Here is a 17,996-nt window from a genome sequence, read left to right as displayed (position 1 = left end):
ACCTTCCGAGGCAGCTTTCTATCGGATTAGACTCCCGTCTCTAGTTTTGCTCACTAGAATAAAAAGTATCCATGAAGTGGCATGGCCTTTCATATGACGGGAGCTGGCGATGGTGAAGAAATTGAAGGAATTGGCGGAAGACAAGGAATTGGCGAACGCCGTGCGCTCGTCGGCGCAGCAGATCTGGCAAGCGGGCCTGGGCGCCTTCGCCAAGGCGCAGGAAGAGGGGGGACGCGTGTTTTCCCGGCTGGTGAAGGAAGGCACGGAATTCCAGAAGCGCGCCGAAGACAAGGTTTCCGGCGTGAGCGACAGTGTCAGCAAGCTGGCCGATGGCGTGGGCAAGCAGGCCAGCGGCTCCTGGGACAAGCTGGAACAGGTGTTTGAAGAGCGTGTCGCGCGCGCCCTGGCCACCATCGGCGTGCCCACGCAACAGGATATTTCCGCACTGCACGCGCAGATCGAGGCCTTGAGCCGGCAAGTGGCGGCGCTGTCGGCCCAGGCCGCGCCGGCGACCAAGCCGAAGGCCGCGGCCAAGCCCGCCGTGAAGGCGGCGCCGAAAGTTGCACCGAAAACCGCGCCGAAAGCGGTCGTCGCCAAGGCCCCGGCCAAGCCGGCAGCCCGGAGCGCGCCGCGCCCCGCGGCCAAGCCGGTCAGCAAAGCGGCGAGCAAGCCGGCAAGCAAGCCGGCGGCGAGACCGGCCGCGAAGAAAAAAGCGCCGCCCGCCTGAGCCGGCGCCGCATCCCTCCAGCCTGCGCGAGCAGGCTTTTTCTTGCCCGGGCTTTTCGCCGGCGCCCGGGGGCGGAGTGTTTCATTACAGCTATCTTAGGTGGTATGCTTGAGGCAGAACACAGAGAGATTGCCCGCCATGCTACAAAAAGCACCACGCCGTACCCGCGAACGCATCCTGGAGTTGTCGCTGCGCCTGTTCAATGAGTTTGGTGAGCCGAATATCACGACGACCGTGATTGCGGAAGAGATGAACATTTCGCCCGGCAACCTGTATTACCACTTCCGTAACAAGGACGACATCGTCAATTCCATCTTCGTCCAGTTCGAGGCGGAAATCGAACGCATCCTGACCGTACCCGACGGGCGCCGCTCGAATATCGAGGATGTCTGGCTGTATTTGCACCTGATGTTCGAACTGATCTGGCGCTACCGCTTCTTCTATCGCGACCTCAACGATTTGCTGTCGCGCAACCGCAAGCTGGAATTGCACTTCAAGCTGATCCTGGCGCACAAGATCAAGGTGGCCACGCAGCTGTGCGAAGACTTGCGCAGCGAACAGTCGCTGGAAGCGTCGGACATGGAAGTGGCCGCGATGGCGACGAATATGGTGGTCGTCGCCACCTACTGGCTGTCGTACGAATATGTGCGCAACCCGCGCAAGTACAGCGAGCAGCAATCGATGTCCGACGCGCTGGCGCGCGGCTGTTACCAGGTGCTGTCCCTGATCGGGCCGTATTTACGCAATGAAACGCATTTGCTGTTTCGCAAACTGTCGGAAGAGTATGTGACAAAACTCAAGAACGACTGACGCGACTGCTGGCGCCACGTCGTCATTTACAGGAGAGATATATGGCTTGGAAACAATTTCCTTATCCGGACGAAGCATATGTCTACACCCCGCAAACCCTGGAAGCGGCCTGGGCGCGCCTGCATGCGGGCGATGTGGAACCCTTTCCCACGCACCCGGCGCTGGTGCAGGCGTGGCTGGCCTTCCATGCGGGCGACTTCGAGCGGGCCGTGAAACTGGGCCTGGCTGTCGGCGTGCCCGGCTATGCGGTGGCGCACAAGGCGACTTGCATCTATGCCACGCACCTGGAAGTGGACGACAGCCGGAAACTCGACATGTACGAGGAAGTGGCGGAGCGCTGCGAACGCCAGCAGAGCGAGCAGCCGGACAATCCGGCCGGCTACTACTGGCACGCCTACAGCCTGGGCCGCTATGCGCTGGGCACGTCCGTCGTCAAGGCCCTGGCGCAGGGCATGGGCGCGCGCGTGCGCAATAGCCTGGACCGCACGATGACGGTGGCGCCCATGCATGCGGAAGCGCATATCGCGTTTGGGATTTATCATACGGAAATTATCGACAAGGTCGGCGCCATGATAGGCGGCCTGACCTACGGCGCCAACAAGGAAGATGGCTACCAGCACTTCAAGACGGCGCTGGCCCTGACGCCGTATTCGGCGCTGGCGCACAGCGAATATGCGCGCGCCTTGAATATGCTGGACGGAAAGAAAAAGCTGGCGGAAGCGCTGGCCCTGTATGAAAAGGCGGCCGAGTGCGTGGCACTGGACGCCAAGGAGCGCCTCGAGGTCGAGGCGGCGATCGATGAATTGAAAGGGTAGGGAATATTGTGATCAAGGCTTTATGTGTGTATTGCGGCGCCAACGCGGGCGTCTCGCCGGACTATGCCGTGGCGGCGCGCGAGCTGGCGCGCGTGCTGGTGGCGGAAAATATCTCGCTCGTGTATGGCGGCGGCAAGGTGGGACTGATGGGCGTGATCGCCGATGAAGTGCTGCGCCTGGGCGGCGAGGTGACGGGCGTGATTCCCACCCAGCTGGTCGAGCGCGAAGTGGGCCACACGGGCTTGACGCGGCAGTTCATCGTGAAGGACATGCATGAGCGCAAGGCGATGATGGCCAGCCTGTCCGACGCCTTCATTGCCATGCCCGGCGGCTATGGCACCCTGGAAGAGCTGTTCGAGATGCTCACCTGGGCCCAGCTGGGCTTGCACGCCAAGCCCATCGGCTTGCTCAATGTCGACCGTTTTTATGACGGCTTGATCGCTTTCGTGCAAAACGGCAAGGAACAGGGCTTCATCCGCCCGCAGCACGCGGCGTTCCTGAACGCCGATGCCGATCCTGCGGCCCTGGTGCAGCGGTTGAAGGATAGTGCGCCGTAAATCTTCTTTGTGAAGTCTCATCCAGAGCCATGCATTGTGAAATGCATGGCTTTTTTATTTCTGTACGGGAAAATTGATCAAGATCAATTAATTAATTAATATAAATATAGCTAGAATATTTCCACGCAGGCATGTTTTTTTGAAAATGAAGATGCTTTTTATGCATGAATGTGTTCTACTGCAATTGTTCAAAAGACAGGCATGTCGGACACCCAGCGAGGCGCCTCCCGTTTCCCGCTACGACGCCTAGATATTGCAAGTTGCCACAACCTCGCTACTTCATCATCTTGAAAGGATACTATTGTGAAACCAATGACTCTCTTGCGCGCGACTGCCGTCGCCGCCATTCTCGCCGCCGGCGGCGCCCACGCACAAACCACCGTCATCGGCTTCGATGCGCTGGAGCAACCCGGCATTCTCGGCTCCGTCTTCGATTCCTATTCCGAAGGCGGCTACAATTTCGACAGCAGCTTCCTGGGCCTGTTGAGTTCCGCACATCAAAGCAACTTTGCCTATGCCGGCTCGGCCGGTCTTGGCGCCACCGTGCTGACGACGACAACCTTGAGCCGTACCGATGGCGCCGCTTTCTCGCTGAGCTCGATCCGCCTGGCTGATTTCGTGAGCTTGCCTGGCCCTTACGACGTGACGTTCTTCGGCCATCAGGTGGGCGGCGGCACGGTGACCCAGACCTTCAGCCTCGATGGCAGCCATAACTTCAGCGATTACACGTTCACGGGTTTCAACAACCTGCTGTCGGCAACGTGGCAGGAGGGTGCCTTGCACACCTTCCAGGTCGACAATATCGCCGCCAGCGTGAGTGCCGTGCCGGAGCCGGCCACCTACGGCATGATGCTGGGCGGACTGGGCTTGCTGGCCTTCCTGCGCCGCCGCAAGAACGCCGCCTGAGCTTGAGCACGCTGCCGGTCCCGCCAGCACATGCGTCATGAGCCGCCCGTCTTGCCGGGCGGCTACTCTGACCCACACCAACAATGCCGCCCAATGGATGTCCGGGGCGGCATTGTTGTTATGTGGATGTCATGACCACAGGCGCTGGCCGGACAGGTCGAGCTGGGTCAGGTACAGGCGCACGTCGAATTCGTACTGGTGGTATTGCGGTTCCATATACGTGCACAGCTTGTAGAACGCCTTGTCATGCTGCTTTTCCTTCACGTGCGCCAGTTCGTGCACGGCGATCATGCGCAGGAATTCCAGCGGCACTTCCTTGAACATGGTGGCCACGCGGATTTCATGCTTGGCCTTGAGCTTGCCACCTTGCACGCGCGAGATCGAGGTATGCAAGCCCAGCGCGTGCTGGATCACATGGATCTTGCTGTCGAACGCCACCTTGTTGATGGGCTCGGCATTGCGCAGGAACTCATTCTTCAAGTCCTGCACATACTGGTATAAAGCCTTGTCGTTGCGTACATCGTGCGCGTTCGGATAGCGTTTCAACAGGACGTCGCCCAGCTTGTCTTGCGCGATCAGTTGCTGCACTTGCGCTTGCGTTTGTTCGGAATAGGCGCTCAGGTATTTCAGGGATGGCTGCATGCGGGGAAGGGCGGGGCGTGGCGCGGAGGTGTCGGTAAGGCGAGAATGTACCATACCGCCGCCCCCCGCGCTGCACCAGCCCTTGCACGGGGCTGCCAGGGCTGCCAGGGCCGCCCCTGCCTACCTGCATCAGGCCGCGCGCCGCAGGGGCAGCCCGGCGGCCTGTCCCGCTCAGCCCGCTCCGCCTGCTCCGCCCTTGTCGTCCTCGTCCTTGCCGCCTTGCCGGCCGGGGCGGCCCTGCTCGGTGCCGCCGCTGCGCGTGGCCGTGCCGCTGCGGCTTTCATTGGCGCGCTGGGCCGATTGCCGGCTTTCGCCGCCTTTGCGGCCGATTTCCGCCATGTGTTCGCGGTTGCGGCTGACGGCTTCGCCGCCTTTCTGTCCGGCCCGGCGCGCTTCTTCCGAGTCGAATTCATGCGCCGTGCCCTTTTGATGGGCTGCCTGGCCGCCCTTGCTGGCGATTTCGCGTTGCTGTTCCTCGTTCATGGCGGCGAAACCGCGCTTGCTCGGGCCTTTGCCGCTGCCCGATTCGCCGGCTTTCTGGCTGCTGCCAGCGCCTTTGCCCTGTTCATTACCTTGATTGCTAGCCATGTCGCTCTCCTTGCTGTCGAGTGGGGTCAAGTGGTCAATTCAAGTGCTCAATGCGCCTGATCGGATTGCCTGCCGGTATCGCGGCTGCGGCCGGCGCCATTGCTGGGGGCCGTGGCGTGCATCTTTTCGATCATTTCACGCTGGCGCTGCGTGGCTTTTTCCGTTTCCTCGGCCGTCTTGCGCACCACTTCGTCAGCGAAGGCCACGGCCGTGCGCCTCGCTTCGGGCAGGTGGTTCTCTGCCGTGCGGTTCATTTCGACATTGGCGTTGGCGACGAGGTTGCCGAGCTGCTGCTGGTACTGCTGCAGCTTGTTGCTGCTCGGCTGCAACTGGGCCGCGGCCAGCGACATGAACTCGCCCGTGTCGCGCGCGCACAGCAGTTGCTGGCTGGCGCTGCTCCATTCCTGCAGCAAGTCTTGCGCCAGCCGCAGATGCAGCTCGCTCAGTTGCTGCGCCGTATCGACCAGCTTGCGCGATAGTTCCGTGGCGAAATTGCACTGGGCCTCCAGGTGGGACTTCAGGGCGGGGCTGAAACTGGGGGAAATACTGTTTGTGAACATGTTCTACCTCAATGAAAAACGGATCCAGGAAACACCCGGTGCACCGGATGCGGCGTATGGTGAAACAAGCAAAGGGATAGACGCCGGATGGCGTGCCAGGTTCCACGCCAGCTGCCCGTTTGGCGGGGGAATGGCGCCTGGCAGACGGAAAAATGCGATGACTTTGTGTTAGATCAAATGAACGTGAATCGGCTTGCCGCCGCCGGCAGCCATGCTGCTTGTGTGGAAAATGCGGGTTGACTGGCCCGGCCGTGCGACAATAGCCGGCTCGCGGCAGCGCAGCCGATGGCCGGCGCGCGTGGCTGAGCCGAGCATAGCCCACTTTTTTTGCTTTATTCCGCGACCATGACGCATCCCGAATACATCCTGACCCTGTCCTGCCTGGACCAGCGCGGCATCGTGCACCGCGTGTCCGGCTTCCTGGCCGAACGCGGCTGCAACATCCTCGATTCCGCCCAGTTCGGCGACCAGGAATCCCAGCTGTTCTTCATGCGCGTGCATTTCGCGCTGGAAGACGGCGCCGTCAGCGACGCCCAGTTGCGCAGCGACTTCGCCGACCTGTCGCAAGCCATGCAGTTGAACGGCCCCTTCCACGGCCAGCTGCACGATGCGCGCGTCAAGCCGCGCGTCATGCTGATGGTGTCGAAGATCGGCCATTGCCTGAACGATTTGCTGTTCCGCTACAAGAGCGGCTTGCTGAACGTGGAAATTCCCGCCATCGTGTCGAACCACATGGAGTTCTACCAGCTGGCGGCCAGCTACAATATTCCGTTCCACCACCTGCCGCTGGCCACCGGCGCGCCGGAAGCGGCCAAGCTGGCGCAGGAAGCGAAGATCATCGACTTGATGGACACGCACAAGATCGACCTGGTGGTGCTGGCGCGCTACATGCAGATCCTGTCGCCCGGCCTGTGCCAGGCGCTCGACGGCCGCGCCATCAATATCCACCATTCCTTCCTGCCCAGCTTCAAGGGCGCCAAGCCGTATGCGCAGGCGCATCACCGCGGCGTCAAGCTGATCGGCGCGACGGCCCATTTCGTCACGGGCGACCTGGATGAAGGCCCGATCATCGAGCAGGACGTCGAGCGCGTCGACCATGCGATGGATGCGGAAACCCTGACGGCCATCGGCCGCGACGTCGAGTGCGTGGTGCTGGCGCGCGCCGTGAAATGGTTCGTCGAGCACCGCATCCTGAAAAATGGCGACAAGACCGTGGTTTTCCGCTGATACCGACTTCACTATTTACTTTACCGAGACAGAAACACGATGGCCCTCAAAGCAACAATTTTCAAAGCCGATCTGCAGATCGCCGACATGGACCGCAATTACTACCAGGATCACGCGCTGACCCTGGCGCGCCACCCGTCCGAAACGGACGAGCGCATGATGGTGCGCCTGCTGGCGTTCGCCATCCACGCCGACGAGGCGCTGACGTTTACCAAGGGCTTGTTCGACACGGAAGAGCCCGATCTGTGGCAGAAAGACTTGACGGGCGCCATCCAGCTGTGGATCGAAGTGGGCCAGCCGGATGAAAAGCGCATCCTGAAGGCGTGCGGCCGTTCGGAACAGGTCATCGTCTACAGCTATGGCGCAACCAGCCACATCTGGTGGAAGCAGATCGCGAACAAGCTGGAACGGGCGAAGAACTTGACCGTGATCAACTTGCCATCGGAAGCGGCGCAAGACATGAGCAAGCTGGCGCAGCGCACGATGCAGCTGCAATGCACGATCCAGGATGGCCAGATCTGGCTGACGGACAGCGTCAACACGGTCCTGATCGACCGCGAACCGGTGAAGCCGGCCCGCTGATATAGCCTGTCTGAAACGCAAAAAGCCCGGATCGCTCCGGGCTTTTGTCATTGCGGGGGCTTAATTCGGCGCCGCGCCCAGCCGCTTGATGCTGCTCGAACGCTGCATGCTGCGGCTGATGCGCGGGTCGCCGTAGTAGCTCACTTCGCCAGAGCCGCCGATGCTGATGGTCAAGTCATCCTTGGCCCACACCTGCGCCTCGCCCGAGCCGCCGATGCTCACCTGCACGTCGCGCGCGGCCAGCTTGCCCGCCTGGATATTGCCCGAGCCGCCGATCGAGGCCGTCAGTTGCTCCGTCTTGCCGCTGGCCTTGAAGTTGCCGCTGCCGCCGATGGCGATGGAGACTTGGCGGCTGTCGAGGTCGCGCGCGTGGATGGAGCCGGAACCGCCCACGTCGAAGCGCAGATTCTCGGCGCGCAAACCCGTGGCCGTGATGTTGCCCGAGCCGCCCACGCTGATGCGTTCCACCTGGCGCGCCTGGATGACGATGTTCAGGCTGCTCTGGCGGAAGTTGGCGTTGCGCTTGGCGGGGCGGATGCGCAAGGTGCCGTTTTCCACCGCCGTCTCGATCAGCGGCAGGATATTGTCGTCGGCCTCGATGGTGATGCTGTCCGTGTTGCCGATACGCAATTCGACCGTGCCCGGCACGTTCAGCGCCACGGCATGGAAATTGCCGACTTCGCGCGTCTGCTTTTGCAGCTTGCCGCTGCCCTGGATACTGTTGCCGGAAATCCAGTCGAGCGGCGAGGCCAGCGCCGGCGCGGCCGGGAGGGCCAGCGCGCAGGCGGCCAGCAGCAGGACGGTGGCGGCGCGGGCACGGCGGGGGTGGAAAAGTGTCGGTGTCATTCTTGCTCCCTGTTTGGAATTGGTATACTTGCATGGTATGCCAGCCGGCCGCGCCTGCGTAGCGCGCTGCGACAGACTGCGCCAGCAGCGGCATGGAATGCAGGAGGATGCGACAGGATGGCATGAGGTATCATGCCGGTATTGGATATACGACGACCGGTACGCGCCGGTCACACTACTGGAATTACATGCTGATCATCACCATCAAACAGGGCAAGGAAAAGAGCTTGCTGGGCCAATCGTGGATTTACGCGTCCGCGATTGAAAAAGTCGAAGGCAAGCCGCAGGAAAAAATGAAGCCCGGCTCGACGGCCATCGTGCAAAGCTCATCGAAGCAATTCATCGCCCGCGCCGCCTACAATTCGAAGTCGCAGATCCGCGCGCGCATCTGGAGCTTCAAGGAAGACGAACCGGTCGACCACGCGCTGATCAAGCGCCGCGTCAAGGCCGCCATCGAGAAAAAATTATCTGTCATCAAGAAGGCGGGCGAAAACCAGCTGTTGACCCTGATCAAGGGCGAAGACGAGGGCTTGCCCGGCCTGGTGGTGCAACTGTTCGGCGGCGTGCAAGGCTACCTGATCTGCGAATTCAACGCGGGCGGTGTCGATGCGTGGAAAGTGGCCATCGTGCAATCGCTGATGGCTTCCACGGGGTGCGCCAACGTGTACGAGCGCTGCGACGACCTGATGCGCAAGGGCGAAGGCTTGCCCCTGATCGACGGCGCCCTGGCCGGCGAAGAGCCGCCCGATGAAGTCATGCTGACGGACAACGGCGTGCGTTATGCGCTGGACCTGAAGACTGGGCACAAGAGCAAGTTCCGCTGAGAACGGCTGCTTGACGTGAAAAAACCGGCGCTGGCCGGTTTTTTTATTTTCGCATGCGGCGCGCCTGCAAAACGTTCAGGGCAAGGAGATGCAACGCCGCCATGGACGTTTTTCAGGCGCGCTACTCCAGCGGCACACTGCGGTATTTATTGACTTCCAGGGCCGACACGGCCGGCGCGTCATTGCCCCACGACGCGCGCAGGTACGTGACCACGGCCGCCACTTCCGCGTCATCCATTACGGGGCCGAACGGCGGCATGCCGTAGGGGCGCGGGTTGCCTTTTGTCCCGGGCGCGAAGCCGCCGTTGAGGACGAGCCGGATGGCGTTGACGGCCGACTCCGTCGTCAGCGCGCGGTTGCCGGCCAGCGGCGGGTAGCCGGGCGGCACGCCCTTGCCGTCGGCCTGGTGGCAGCTTGCGCATTGCGCCTCATACAGTTTCGCGCCCAGCGCCAGTTGCTGCCGGGCTTGCTCGGACGTGTCGCGCGGCGCCCGTTGCGCGGGCTGCGCAGGACCGGGCAGGCTTTTCAGGTAGACGGCCATCGCTTGCACGTCGGCATTGCTCATGTGCTGCAGGCTTTGCCGCACGACTTCCGCCATGGGGCCGAAGACGGTGGCGCGCGGCGACACGCCCGTTTGCAGCAATTCCACGATATGCGCCGTGTCCCAGTCGCCCAGGCCCGCTTCCGCATCCGACGTCAGCGACGGCGCATACCAGCCCAGCACGGGAATCAGGCCGCCCGACAGGCCGTCGTCGCTGCCGCCCAGGGTCGTGCGGCTGCTATGGCAGGCGCTGCAGTGGCCCAGGCCCTGCACCAGGTAGGCGCCGCGGTTCCATTCCATGCTTTTGCCCGTCAGCGGCTGGTACACGCCCGGTTTGAAATACAGGACGCGCCAGGCGGCCAGCGCGATCTGCTGGTTATAGGGGAAGCGCAGCGCGTGCGGCTGGTTGGCTTGCCGGTGCGGCGGCAGGCTCTGGAAATAGGCGTACAGGGCGTCGCTATCCTCGCGCCGCACCTTGGTGTAGCTGGTGTAGGGAAAGGCCGGATACAGCAGCCGGCCATCCTTCGACTTGCCGTTGTGGATGGCGCGCCAGAAATCGTCGGCCGTCCAGCTGCCGATGCCCGTTTCCCTGTCGGCCATGATGTTGGGCGAGAGCACCTTGCCGAACGGCGTCTGCAAGGCCCGGCCGCCCGCGTAGGGCACGCCGCCGCGCGTCGTGTGGCAAGCCATGCAGTCGCCCGCCTTGGCCAGGTAGGCGCCGCGCGCGACCAGCTGTTCCTGGCTCAGGGTGCTGGCGGTGGCTGGCGGTCCCACGTCGTCCGCCGGCCACAGCAGGAATTTGGCGCCGGCTGCGCCGATGGCGACGATGGCGGCCGCGAGTATCCATTTTTTCATGGCGCCACCTGCGCGCCGGAGCCGGGCACGCCGCCGCAATGCAGCGGCAAGGGCAGGGCGATGTTTTCCGCGGGACGCGCGTCGGCGCTGGCCACTTGCGTGCCCAGCCAGGCCGAGACGGCGCCCACGTCCGCGTCGGACAGGCGCTGCGCCACTTGCGCCATGCAGTCGGGCGCATGGGCGCGGCGGATGCCGTTCTTCCACGCACCGAGCTGGGCGTTGATATAGTCGCGCGGCAAGCCCAGCAAGCCGGGGATGGCGGGCGCCACGCCGGCCAGCTGCTGGCCGTGGCAGGCGATACAGGCGGGAATTTTCTTGCCGGCATCGCCATGCAGCACCAGCTGCTTGCCCCGCGCCAGGGCCGTCGTGCCGGCGCCGCTGGGCTGGGCCGGCGGCGGGGCAGGGTGCTGTGCCGCAAAAAAGTCGGCAATTTCGCGCAGGTAATCGTCAGGCAAGTGTTCCACCATATAGTTCATCATCGGATACTGGCGCCGTCCCTCGCGAAAGTTCAGCAACTGGTTGTACAGGTAGCCGGCCGGCTTGCCCGCGATGCGGGGAAAGAAGGCGTCGTGGCGTTCCTTTTGCGCATGACAGGCCGTGCACGCCTTGATGCGCTGTTCCAGGCTGTCGTGGCTGGCGGAAATGCTGGCGGGCGCGGCCAGCGCCGTGGCGGGCAAGGCAATGGACAGCAACAGCACGAGGGGGGAATGCAGTAGCATGGAGAGTTGCATGGAAAAGTAACCTGTCTCGTCGGTCGATTATGGCGTGCCGGTGTTGCTGCCCGGATGTTGTTACCCTAGCATATAACGGGTGCTGTCACTGTGACAGGATCAGTTGTGCAATAAAACTACGGATCAGTTTGAGGAGCAGGGTTGAAACGATATGAGGAATTGGCGGAAGAAGTCGCCGCCATGATCAGCACGCAGCTGTTGTTGCCTGGTGATAAGTTGCCTTCCGTGCGCCAGCAGCATGCGCGCAGGGGCGTGAGCCCGTCAACGGTGTTCCAGGCCTATTATTTGCTCGAAGCGCGCGGCATGATCGTCTCGCGGCCCCGCTCCGGCTACTACGTGGCGCCGCAGCGCGCCGCGCTGGCCCCCGAGCCGGACAGTTCCCGCCCGCTCGACGCCAGCACCACGGTCGATGTCAGCGATCTCGTGTTCGAAGTGCTGGGCGCCGTGGGCGCGCGCGATATCGTGCCCTTCGGCTCGGCGTTTCCCAGCCCGCATCTATTCCCGATGGAAAAGCTGGCGCGGGCCGTGTCGGCCAGCATGCGCCGCCTCGACCCGTGGAGTACGGTCACGGATCTATCGCTGGGCAATGCCGAACTGCGCCGCCAGATCGCCCTGCGCTACCAGCTCGACGGGGTGCTCGTTTCCAGCGACGACATCGTCATCACGAATGGCGCGCTGGAAGCGCTGAACCTGTGCCTGCAAGCCGTCACGCGGCCCGGCGACACGGTGTTGATCGAGTCGCCCAGCTTCTATGCGTGTTTGCAGGCGCTGGAGCGGCTGGAACTCAAGGCCGTGGAGATCGCCACCAGCCCCCGCGACGGCGTCGACCTGGCGGCGCTCGAGGAATTGCTGCTGCGCCACCAGCCCAAGGCGTGCTGGCTGATGACGAATTTCCAGAATCCCCTGGGCAGCCTGATGTCGCCGGAAAAGAAGCGCGCGCTGGTCGAACTGCTGGCGCGCCATGGCGTGCCGCTGATCGAGGATGACGTGTATGGCGAGTTGTATTTCGGCAAGCAGCGCCCCAGCTTGACGAAAAGCCATGACAGCGCGGGTCTGGTGATGCATTGCAGCTCGTTTTCCAAGACTCTGGCGCCCGGCTTTCGCCTGGGCTGGGCCGTGGCGGGCCGCTACGCGCGCCAGGTCGAGCGCCTGAAGCTGACGACGAGCCTGTCGGCGCCCATCCCGCTGCAGATGGCGCTGGCCGATTACCTGGCGGCAGGCGGCTACGACCGCCATTTGCGCCAGCTGCGCCTGACCCTGGCGGCGCAGCAAAATACCATGCTGCAAGCCATCGCCGTGCATTTTCCACCCGGCACGCGGGTCACGCGGCCGCAGGGCGGGTATTTCGTCTGGGTGGAGATGCCTGCCGGTATCGACGCGCTGGCCTTGCACCGCAGCGCGCTGGCGGCCGGCATCAGCATCGCGCCCGGCCCCATTTTTTCCGCCACGCGCGCGTTTCGCCACTGCATCCGCCTCAATTACGGCCACCCGTGGAACGCGCAACTGGAAGAAGCCATCGCCACCCTGGGGCGGCTGGCGCTGGCGGCGGCATAGCGGCGAAAAAAAAGTCCCTTGCGGCAGCAAGTGTTCCATTCCAAAAAGAAATATTACTGTTATATTGATGTATCTATAACTAATGATGGGAATCATAATGGATAACACGCAGCCGGAAGTGGGTCGTACACAAGATACGACGATCGCCATTCTGTCCCACGTTGGCGGCCTGTTCACCAGCTGGGTGGCGCCGCTGATCATTTATTTGATCAAGAAAGATGATGCGGATAAATTCTCGGCCGAGAACGCCCGCGAAGCGCTGAATTTCCAGATCACCCTGATCATCTGGTATTTCGCCTGTTTCATCCTGTCGTTCGTGCTGATCGGCCTGTTCCTGTTCTGGATCGTGGCGCTGGCCAACCTGGTGTGCTCGATCGTCGCGGCCGTCAAGGCCAGCAATGGCGTCACTTACCGCTATCCCTTGACCTTGCGCCTCGTCAAATAGGGCTGTGCCGGCCGCCGGGTGTCAGCCCGGACGGCCGGGCAGCGCGAGGAATGCGGCAAAGCCGGGCGCCACCGCGGTGGTGGCGCCTGTTTCGTGCGGCCACAGCACGACCACGGGCTCGCCCGATGGCCCCGTTTGCGCATAGTCAAAACAGTAGTAATCGCCCGTGCCGAACTGGGCGAAGGGCAGCAGGCTGCCGGCCTCGTCGCCTGTCCCCGCATTCTCCAGCCATTCCTGCCAGCCTTCGCGGTAATGGCGTGCTATCGATTCCCACGTCTTGCGCGCATGGGCCGCGTCGTAGACGGGAAACACGCTCAAGGCGCCCAGCGTGCGGCCATTGTTCTCCAATAACCATTGCACATGGGATGCGGGCAGCTGCCGCCCCAGCGCCTGTTCGGCGGCGGCGATCGCGTCACGCGTGGTGCCGATGGACTTGCTCTTGCTCATGCTGCAGGAAGGCGCACCGGCTCAGGCGGCGATAGGCGGCGGGGCTGGCGGCGTGCTGGCGCGCGGGGCTTTTTGCGGCGCGACCTTGCCGCCGTCGGCGATCCAGCGGCGGTACACGCGCAGGGCCACTTGTGCATCGTCGGCCGCATACAGGATCTGCTTTTCCGTCAGGCGCGACGTGGCCCAGTTGGTGGTGGAAATCTTTTTCGATTTCTGCAGGTGCAGGCCGAAGAACTTGGCCACGGCCGTCTTCGCGCCCAGGTCGTTGCGCTGGCCGCCGCGCAGGGCGACGGACAGGTCGAGCACCTGGGCCGGGGCGATGCCCAGCTTGTTGCGCAGGCGCTTGACGTCGTCGGACAGGCCGAAGCCCACCTTCAGGGTGGTGGTCGATTCGAGGATGGCCTTGAGTTCGGCCAGGGCCGGCGCCGGCGTGCTGCCCACCTGGAACAGGTAGGCGATGTCGTCGGTGGCCAGCTGGATCAGGTGCGGTCCCGTGGAGGATTCGCCCTTCACAAAAGTCGGCTTCGATTCCGTATCGAAGCCGATGGCGTCCGCTGCCAGCAAGGCGGCCATGGCCGCCTGCGCATCATCGCTGGTGCGTACCAGCTTGACGTGGTCGAGTGCAATGCCTTGATAGGGGGGCAGTGGCGGTGCGGCAGCTGTGTCCATGAAACCGGATCAGCCTTTGCGCGAGAATTTCGCGGTCAGCTGATTCAGTTTTTCCAGGCGCAAACGGTTCGCTTCTTCGGCGGCCGCGGCATCGCGCTCGGCTTTCTTGCGCTCGGCTTCCTTCTTGAAGCGTTGCTGCAATACTTGCGTGGCGTGGTCGCGGTGGGTTTGCGTCACTTCCGCGCCGGCGGTGCCGTCGAGGTCGTAGCGTACCTTGGCTTTTTCCATCACGCGCAGGTAGCGCAGCGAACCCGTGTGGATGCCCAGCGCCGTGCGCATCAGCTTGCGGTCCAGGTCCGGCAGGCGCGCGAGGATCTGCTTGTCGATACCGATCGACAAGGGCAGGCAATCGCGGAATGGCGGGAATTGCTCCTGGAACTGTTTCAGCAGCGCGCGCGCGGTCAGGCCGGCAGGCGCCGGCGTGGTCGCTGCGGCCGGTGCCGCCGCTGGGGCTGCATCGACTGGCGTGTCAGGAGTGGTGGCTTGCTGGTCTGGCGTGGAGCTGGTCATCGACATCATTGGTTGGGCTATAAAAGGGGAGCATAGCACGCGCCACAGGCAAGTGCATTGTCTTTTTTGGCAACTTGACCTGCGATAAGCGGGTTCGCACTACAGCCGGCACAGCGCGAAATACGGGAAATGTGTATAATGTCGGCTTGCGCTGATGACTGGACCCTGTTTTTGAAGGTCTGGCTCAGGTGTGCAGGGGATAGGAGCAGTGCGGCGCAGGGCCACCATTATTGATATTTTTGATATCGGTTATTCCACTTATCAATTATTCAGATAACGGGCCTTCGTGCATAATCTTGCTCTCCGCTGTGTCTTCACTGAACAACAATAGATTCAAGCCCGTTCTGGTACGGGCTTTTTTTCATTCCGCAATGTACATCGCTTATTTATCTGACCCGGCTTCGGCCCCGCGCTCCTCATGCCGGATGCGCGGGCTATGAACGTCACGATAGACAGGCGCCGCTGCCCTTGACGGCAGCCGCAACAATACGCTCCATCGAGTCCGGTTTCGCAGGCTTAGGTGGAATCATTCACTTCGCGCCGACACCATCTGGTCTCGCATTAAGAGATATCTCATGAAGAATACGCCAAAAACTTTAACGTTGTCCGCCAAGGCGCCACGCCCAGCCGCGGCGCCGCTTGCCGTACCCAAAACGACTTTATCTTACTTCATCGATAATGCGCAAGCGAATCCGGAAGCCACCGTCACGACGGCGCCGACCGTCGTCACCGTGGTGAAGAAAAGCCGCTCGCGCCTGGCTGCCGTGCCGCCGGCCGAAACGGTAGCGGAAGCGGCGGTTGCCGCGCCCGTGGCCGACGCCGCCGAAGCCGTGGAAGCGGCGCCCGTCAAGACGCCGAGCGTCAAAGTGGCGCCAAGCGCCAAGGCGGCGCCTGCGCCGCGCAAGGTCAGCGAAAGCGCCGCCACGAACAAGGTGGTGACGGCAGCCCGTTCGAAAGTCGTGCGCGCCAAGCCAGAAGCGGCGCCCGTGACCATCATCACCGGCGCGCAAGTGGTCAGCAAGACCACGGACGCCGACGCGCTGGCCGCTATCGATACCTCGAATTACTTCTTGCCGACCGTCAAGGTGCCGGGCCGCCGTGGCCGCAAACCGAGCGAATTCACGCCGGAAAACGATGAAGTGGCAGCACTGAACGCCGTCGAGCGCGCCGAACTGAAGGCCGTCTCGAAAGCGCGCGACCGCAAGGCCAAGGGCGGCCTGGCTGATGCGCTGGGCGATCCGGAAGCATCGGCAGCGGACCTGGAACGCCGCCGCAAGCAGATCACGGGCTTGATCAACATGGGCAAGGAACGCGGTTTCCTCACCTATGCCGAGATCAATGACCAATTGCCGGAAAACATCATCGATCCGGAAGCGATCGAAGGCATCATCGCCACCTTCAACGACATGGGCATCGCCGTCTACGAGCGCGCCCCTGACGCGGAAAGCCTGTTGTTGACTGACAACGTCGCCACCGTCACCAGCGACGATGAAGTGGAAGCGGCTGCCGCGACCGCCCTGTCGACGGTCGACTCCGACTTCGGCCGCACCACCGACCCCGTGCGCATGTACATGCGTGAAATGGGCGCCGTGGCGCTGCTGACGCGCGAAGGCGAGATCGAGATCGCCAAGCGCATCGAAGGCGGCTTGAAGGACATGATCCAGGCGATTTCCGCCTGCCCGACCACCATCGGCGAAATCGTTGCGCTGTCGCAAAAAATCGCGCGCGACGAAATCAAGGTCGATGAAGTGGTCGACGGCTTTGTCGATTTGAACGAAAGCAATGCCCCGGCGCCTGCCGCTGCCGCCGCGCCCGCCGCCGCCAGCGCTGACGACGAGGAAGAGGAAGAAGAAGCCGAGGAAGAAGACGGCGACGCCAATGGCGGCGCGGCCGGTTTCTCCAGCGAGCAGTTGGCCCAGCTGAAAAAGAATGCGTTGGAGAAATTCAACGTCATTTCGACGCAGTACGACAAGATGCGCAAGGCGCCCGAGGGTTACAACTCGAAAGCCTACGTCAAGGCGCAGGAAGCCATTTCGCAGGAATTGCTGGGCATCCGCTTCACGGCCAAGGTCGTGGAAAAGCTGTGCGACACCCTGCGCGGCCAGATGGAAGAAGTGCGCCACATCGAGCGCGCCGTGCTGGAACTGTGCGTGAACAAATGCGGCATGCCGCGCGCCCACTTCATCAAGGTGTTCCCGGGCAATGAATGCGACCTGGAATGGGTCGACCGCGAAGTCGATTGCAAGTATCCGTACAGCGCCATCCTCAGCCGCAACGTGCCTGCCGTCAAGGAATTGCAAAAGAAGATGATCGACTTGCAAGCCCGCGTGGCCCTGCCGCTGGCAGACTTGCGCAAGATCAACAAGCAGATGGCTGCCGGCGAAAAGCGCGCCCGTCACGCGAAACGCGAAATGACGGTCGCCAACTTGCGTCTGGTTATTTCGATCGCCAAGAAATACATCAACCGCGGCTTGCAATTCCTCGACCTGATCCAGGAAGGCAACATCGGTCTGCTGAAGGCGGTCGATAAATTCGAATACCGCCGCGGCTACAAGTTCTCGACCTACGCCACGTGGTGGATCCGCCAGGCCATCACGCGTTCGATCGCCGACATGGCCCGCACCATCCGCGTGCCGGTGCACATGATCGAAACGATCAACAAGATGAACCGCATCTCGCGCCAGATCATGCAGGAAACGGGCAGCGAGCCGGACCTGGCGACCCTGGCCGTCAAGATGGAAATGCCGGAAAACAAGGTGCGCGAGATCATGAAGATCGCGAAAGAGCCGATTTCCATGGAAACGCCGATGGGCGAAGATGGCGATTCGCAACTGGGCGACTTCATCGAAGACAACACGACCCTGGCGCCGCTGGACGCCGCGCTGCACGCGTCGATGCGCAACGTGATCAAGGAAGTGCTGGACTCCCTGACGCCGCGCGAAGCGAAAGTGCTGCGCATGCGTTACGGCGTGGAAATGTCGAACGACCACACGCTGGAAGAAGTGGGCAAGCAGTTCGACGTGACACGCGAGCGCATCCGCCAGATCGAAGCGAAAGCCATGAGCAAGCTGCGCCAGCCTTCGCGTTCGGACAAGCTGAAAACCTTCTTGACGCAAAATTAAGTAGTCAGCAGGCAATAAAAAAGAGGCGCAAGCCTCTT

20 protein-coding genes are annotated in these 17,996 nt (G+C 62.4%); 11 read left to right on the top strand and 9 right to left on the bottom strand.

Translation table 11 applies throughout. The features are described 5' to 3' along the window. The first annotated feature begins 109 nt into the window (after positions 1–109). The 5 genes from VPH40_RS20605 to VPH40_RS20585 all read left to right on the top strand — a co-directional run bounded on the left by VPH40_RS20605 (position 110) and on the right by VPH40_RS20585 (position 3,815). Positions 110–727 carry a phasin family protein gene (locus VPH40_RS20605; protein WP_328574369.1) on the top strand — a complete coding sequence of 206 codons (618 nt, stop codon included), beginning with the start codon at positions 110–112 and terminating at the stop codon, positions 725–727. 138 nt (positions 728–865) lie between these two features. After that, positions 866–1,537, top strand: coding sequence for a TetR/AcrR family transcriptional regulator (locus tag VPH40_RS20600; protein ID WP_034758777.1), 672 nt, complete (start codon positions 866–868; stop codon positions 1,535–1,537). A gap of 41 nt (positions 1,538–1,578) precedes the next feature. Next, a complete protein-coding gene (locus VPH40_RS20595) occupies positions 1,579–2,352 on the top strand; it encodes a hypothetical protein (protein ID WP_099664834.1) in 774 nt (257 codons plus the stop codon). An 11-nt stretch (positions 2,353–2,363) separates the two neighbouring features. Continuing rightward, the gene (locus VPH40_RS20590; protein WP_180278808.1) at positions 2,364–2,909 is read left to right on the top strand and encodes a TIGR00730 family Rossman fold protein; all 546 of its coding nucleotides are present in this window, start codon (positions 2,364–2,366) and stop codon (positions 2,907–2,909) included. Between the two features lie 312 nt (positions 2,910–3,221). Next, a complete protein-coding gene (locus VPH40_RS20585) occupies positions 3,222–3,815 on the top strand; it encodes a PEP-CTERM sorting domain-containing protein (protein ID WP_099664832.1) in 594 nt (197 codons plus the stop codon). Between the two features lie 129 nt (positions 3,816–3,944). Here VPH40_RS20585 and VPH40_RS20580 read toward each other — a convergent pair whose 3' ends face one another. The 3 genes from VPH40_RS20580 to VPH40_RS20570 form a co-directional block, all read right to left on the bottom strand. Then, positions 3,945–4,457, bottom strand: a complete 513-nt coding sequence (locus VPH40_RS20580) for a YgjP-like metallopeptidase domain-containing protein (protein ID WP_034758768.1) — start codon at positions 4,455–4,457, stop codon at positions 3,945–3,947. 171 nt (positions 4,458–4,628) lie between these two features. Next, positions 4,629–5,045, bottom strand: coding sequence for a KGG domain-containing protein (locus tag VPH40_RS20575; protein ID WP_305053453.1), 417 nt, complete (start codon positions 5,043–5,045; stop codon positions 4,629–4,631). 47 nt (positions 5,046–5,092) lie between these two features. Continuing rightward, entirely contained in the window at positions 5,093–5,605 is a 513-nt protein-coding gene (locus VPH40_RS20570; protein ID WP_099664830.1) for a phasin family protein, read from the bottom strand. Between the two features lie 345 nt (positions 5,606–5,950). Here VPH40_RS20570 and purU point away from each other — a divergent pair, with 345 nt between their 5' ends. Together purU and VPH40_RS20560 are read left to right on the top strand one after the other, a co-directional pair. After that, complete coding sequence (gene purU / locus VPH40_RS20565; protein ID WP_077401742.1) at positions 5,951–6,832, top strand: formyltetrahydrofolate deformylase; 882 nt, start codon at positions 5,951–5,953, stop codon at positions 6,830–6,832. 39 nt (positions 6,833–6,871) lie between these two features. Next, positions 6,872–7,414 (top strand): YaeQ family protein, encoded by a 543-nt coding sequence (locus tag VPH40_RS20560; RefSeq protein ID WP_070291303.1) that lies wholly within the window; start codon positions 6,872–6,874, stop codon positions 7,412–7,414. A gap of 60 nt (positions 7,415–7,474) precedes the next feature. Here the strand turns inward: VPH40_RS20560 and VPH40_RS20555 are convergent, their stop codons facing one another. Further along, on the bottom strand, positions 7,475–8,260 hold the full coding sequence (locus tag VPH40_RS20555; protein ID WP_305061331.1) for a head GIN domain-containing protein: 786 nt from the start codon (positions 8,258–8,260) through the stop codon (positions 7,475–7,477). A 188-nt stretch (positions 8,261–8,448) separates the two neighbouring features. Between VPH40_RS20555 and VPH40_RS20550 the strand changes: the two genes are divergently transcribed. After that, positions 8,449–9,084, top strand: a complete 636-nt coding sequence (locus VPH40_RS20550; RefSeq protein WP_328574368.1) for an SAM-dependent methyltransferase — start codon at positions 8,449–8,451, stop codon at positions 9,082–9,084. Positions 9,085–9,205: 121 nt separating this feature from the next. Here VPH40_RS20550 and VPH40_RS20545 read toward each other — a convergent pair whose 3' ends face one another. Then, on the bottom strand, positions 9,206–10,480 hold the full coding sequence (locus tag VPH40_RS20545) for a cytochrome c (protein ID WP_328574367.1): 1,275 nt from the start codon (positions 10,478–10,480) through the stop codon (positions 9,206–9,208). Further along, positions 10,477–11,199, bottom strand: a complete 723-nt coding sequence (locus VPH40_RS20540) for a c-type cytochrome (protein WP_328574366.1) — start codon at positions 11,197–11,199, stop codon at positions 10,477–10,479. Before VPH40_RS20540 ends, VPH40_RS20545 begins: the two co-directional genes overlap by 4 nt. A gap of 153 nt (positions 11,200–11,352) precedes the next feature. Here VPH40_RS20540 and VPH40_RS20535 point away from each other — a divergent pair, with 153 nt between their 5' ends. Next, complete coding sequence (locus tag VPH40_RS20535) at positions 11,353–12,765, top strand: aminotransferase-like domain-containing protein (protein ID WP_328574365.1); 1,413 nt, start codon at positions 11,353–11,355, stop codon at positions 12,763–12,765. Positions 12,766–12,862: 97 nt separating this feature from the next. Further along, positions 12,863–13,210, top strand: a complete 348-nt coding sequence (locus VPH40_RS20530) for a DUF4870 domain-containing protein (protein WP_034786172.1) — start codon at positions 12,863–12,865, stop codon at positions 13,208–13,210. A 21-nt stretch (positions 13,211–13,231) separates the two neighbouring features. Here VPH40_RS20530 and VPH40_RS20525 read toward each other — a convergent pair whose 3' ends face one another. The 3 genes from VPH40_RS20525 to VPH40_RS20515 are packed head-to-tail and all read right to left on the bottom strand — an operon-like array spanning position 13,232 to position 14,845. Then, on the bottom strand, positions 13,232–13,657 hold the full coding sequence (locus VPH40_RS20525) for an SMI1/KNR4 family protein (protein ID WP_328574364.1): 426 nt from the start codon (positions 13,655–13,657) through the stop codon (positions 13,232–13,234). A gap of 21 nt (positions 13,658–13,678) precedes the next feature. Beyond that, on the bottom strand, positions 13,679–14,326 hold the full coding sequence (locus VPH40_RS20520; RefSeq protein ID WP_077401767.1) for a 3'-5' exonuclease: 648 nt from the start codon (positions 14,324–14,326) through the stop codon (positions 13,679–13,681). Between the two features lie 9 nt (positions 14,327–14,335). Beyond that, entirely contained in the window at positions 14,336–14,845 is a 510-nt protein-coding gene (locus tag VPH40_RS20515) for a ProQ/FINO family protein (RefSeq protein WP_034758713.1), read from the bottom strand. A gap of 566 nt (positions 14,846–15,411) precedes the next feature. On the opposite strand from VPH40_RS20515, the gene rpoD reads away from it, so the two are divergent. Further along, positions 15,412–17,958 carry an RNA polymerase sigma factor RpoD gene (rpoD, locus tag VPH40_RS20510; protein WP_328574363.1) on the top strand — a complete coding sequence of 849 codons (2,547 nt, stop codon included), beginning with the start codon at positions 15,412–15,414 and terminating at the stop codon, positions 17,956–17,958. Positions 17,959–17,996 lie beyond the last annotated feature (38 nt).

The organism is Janthinobacterium sp. P210005 (assembly GCF_036231865.1).
Classification (GTDB): Bacteria; Pseudomonadota; Gammaproteobacteria; order Burkholderiales; family Burkholderiaceae_D; genus Janthinobacterium; species Janthinobacterium kumbetense.
This window is presented reverse-complemented; position numbering and strand designations above follow the sequence as displayed.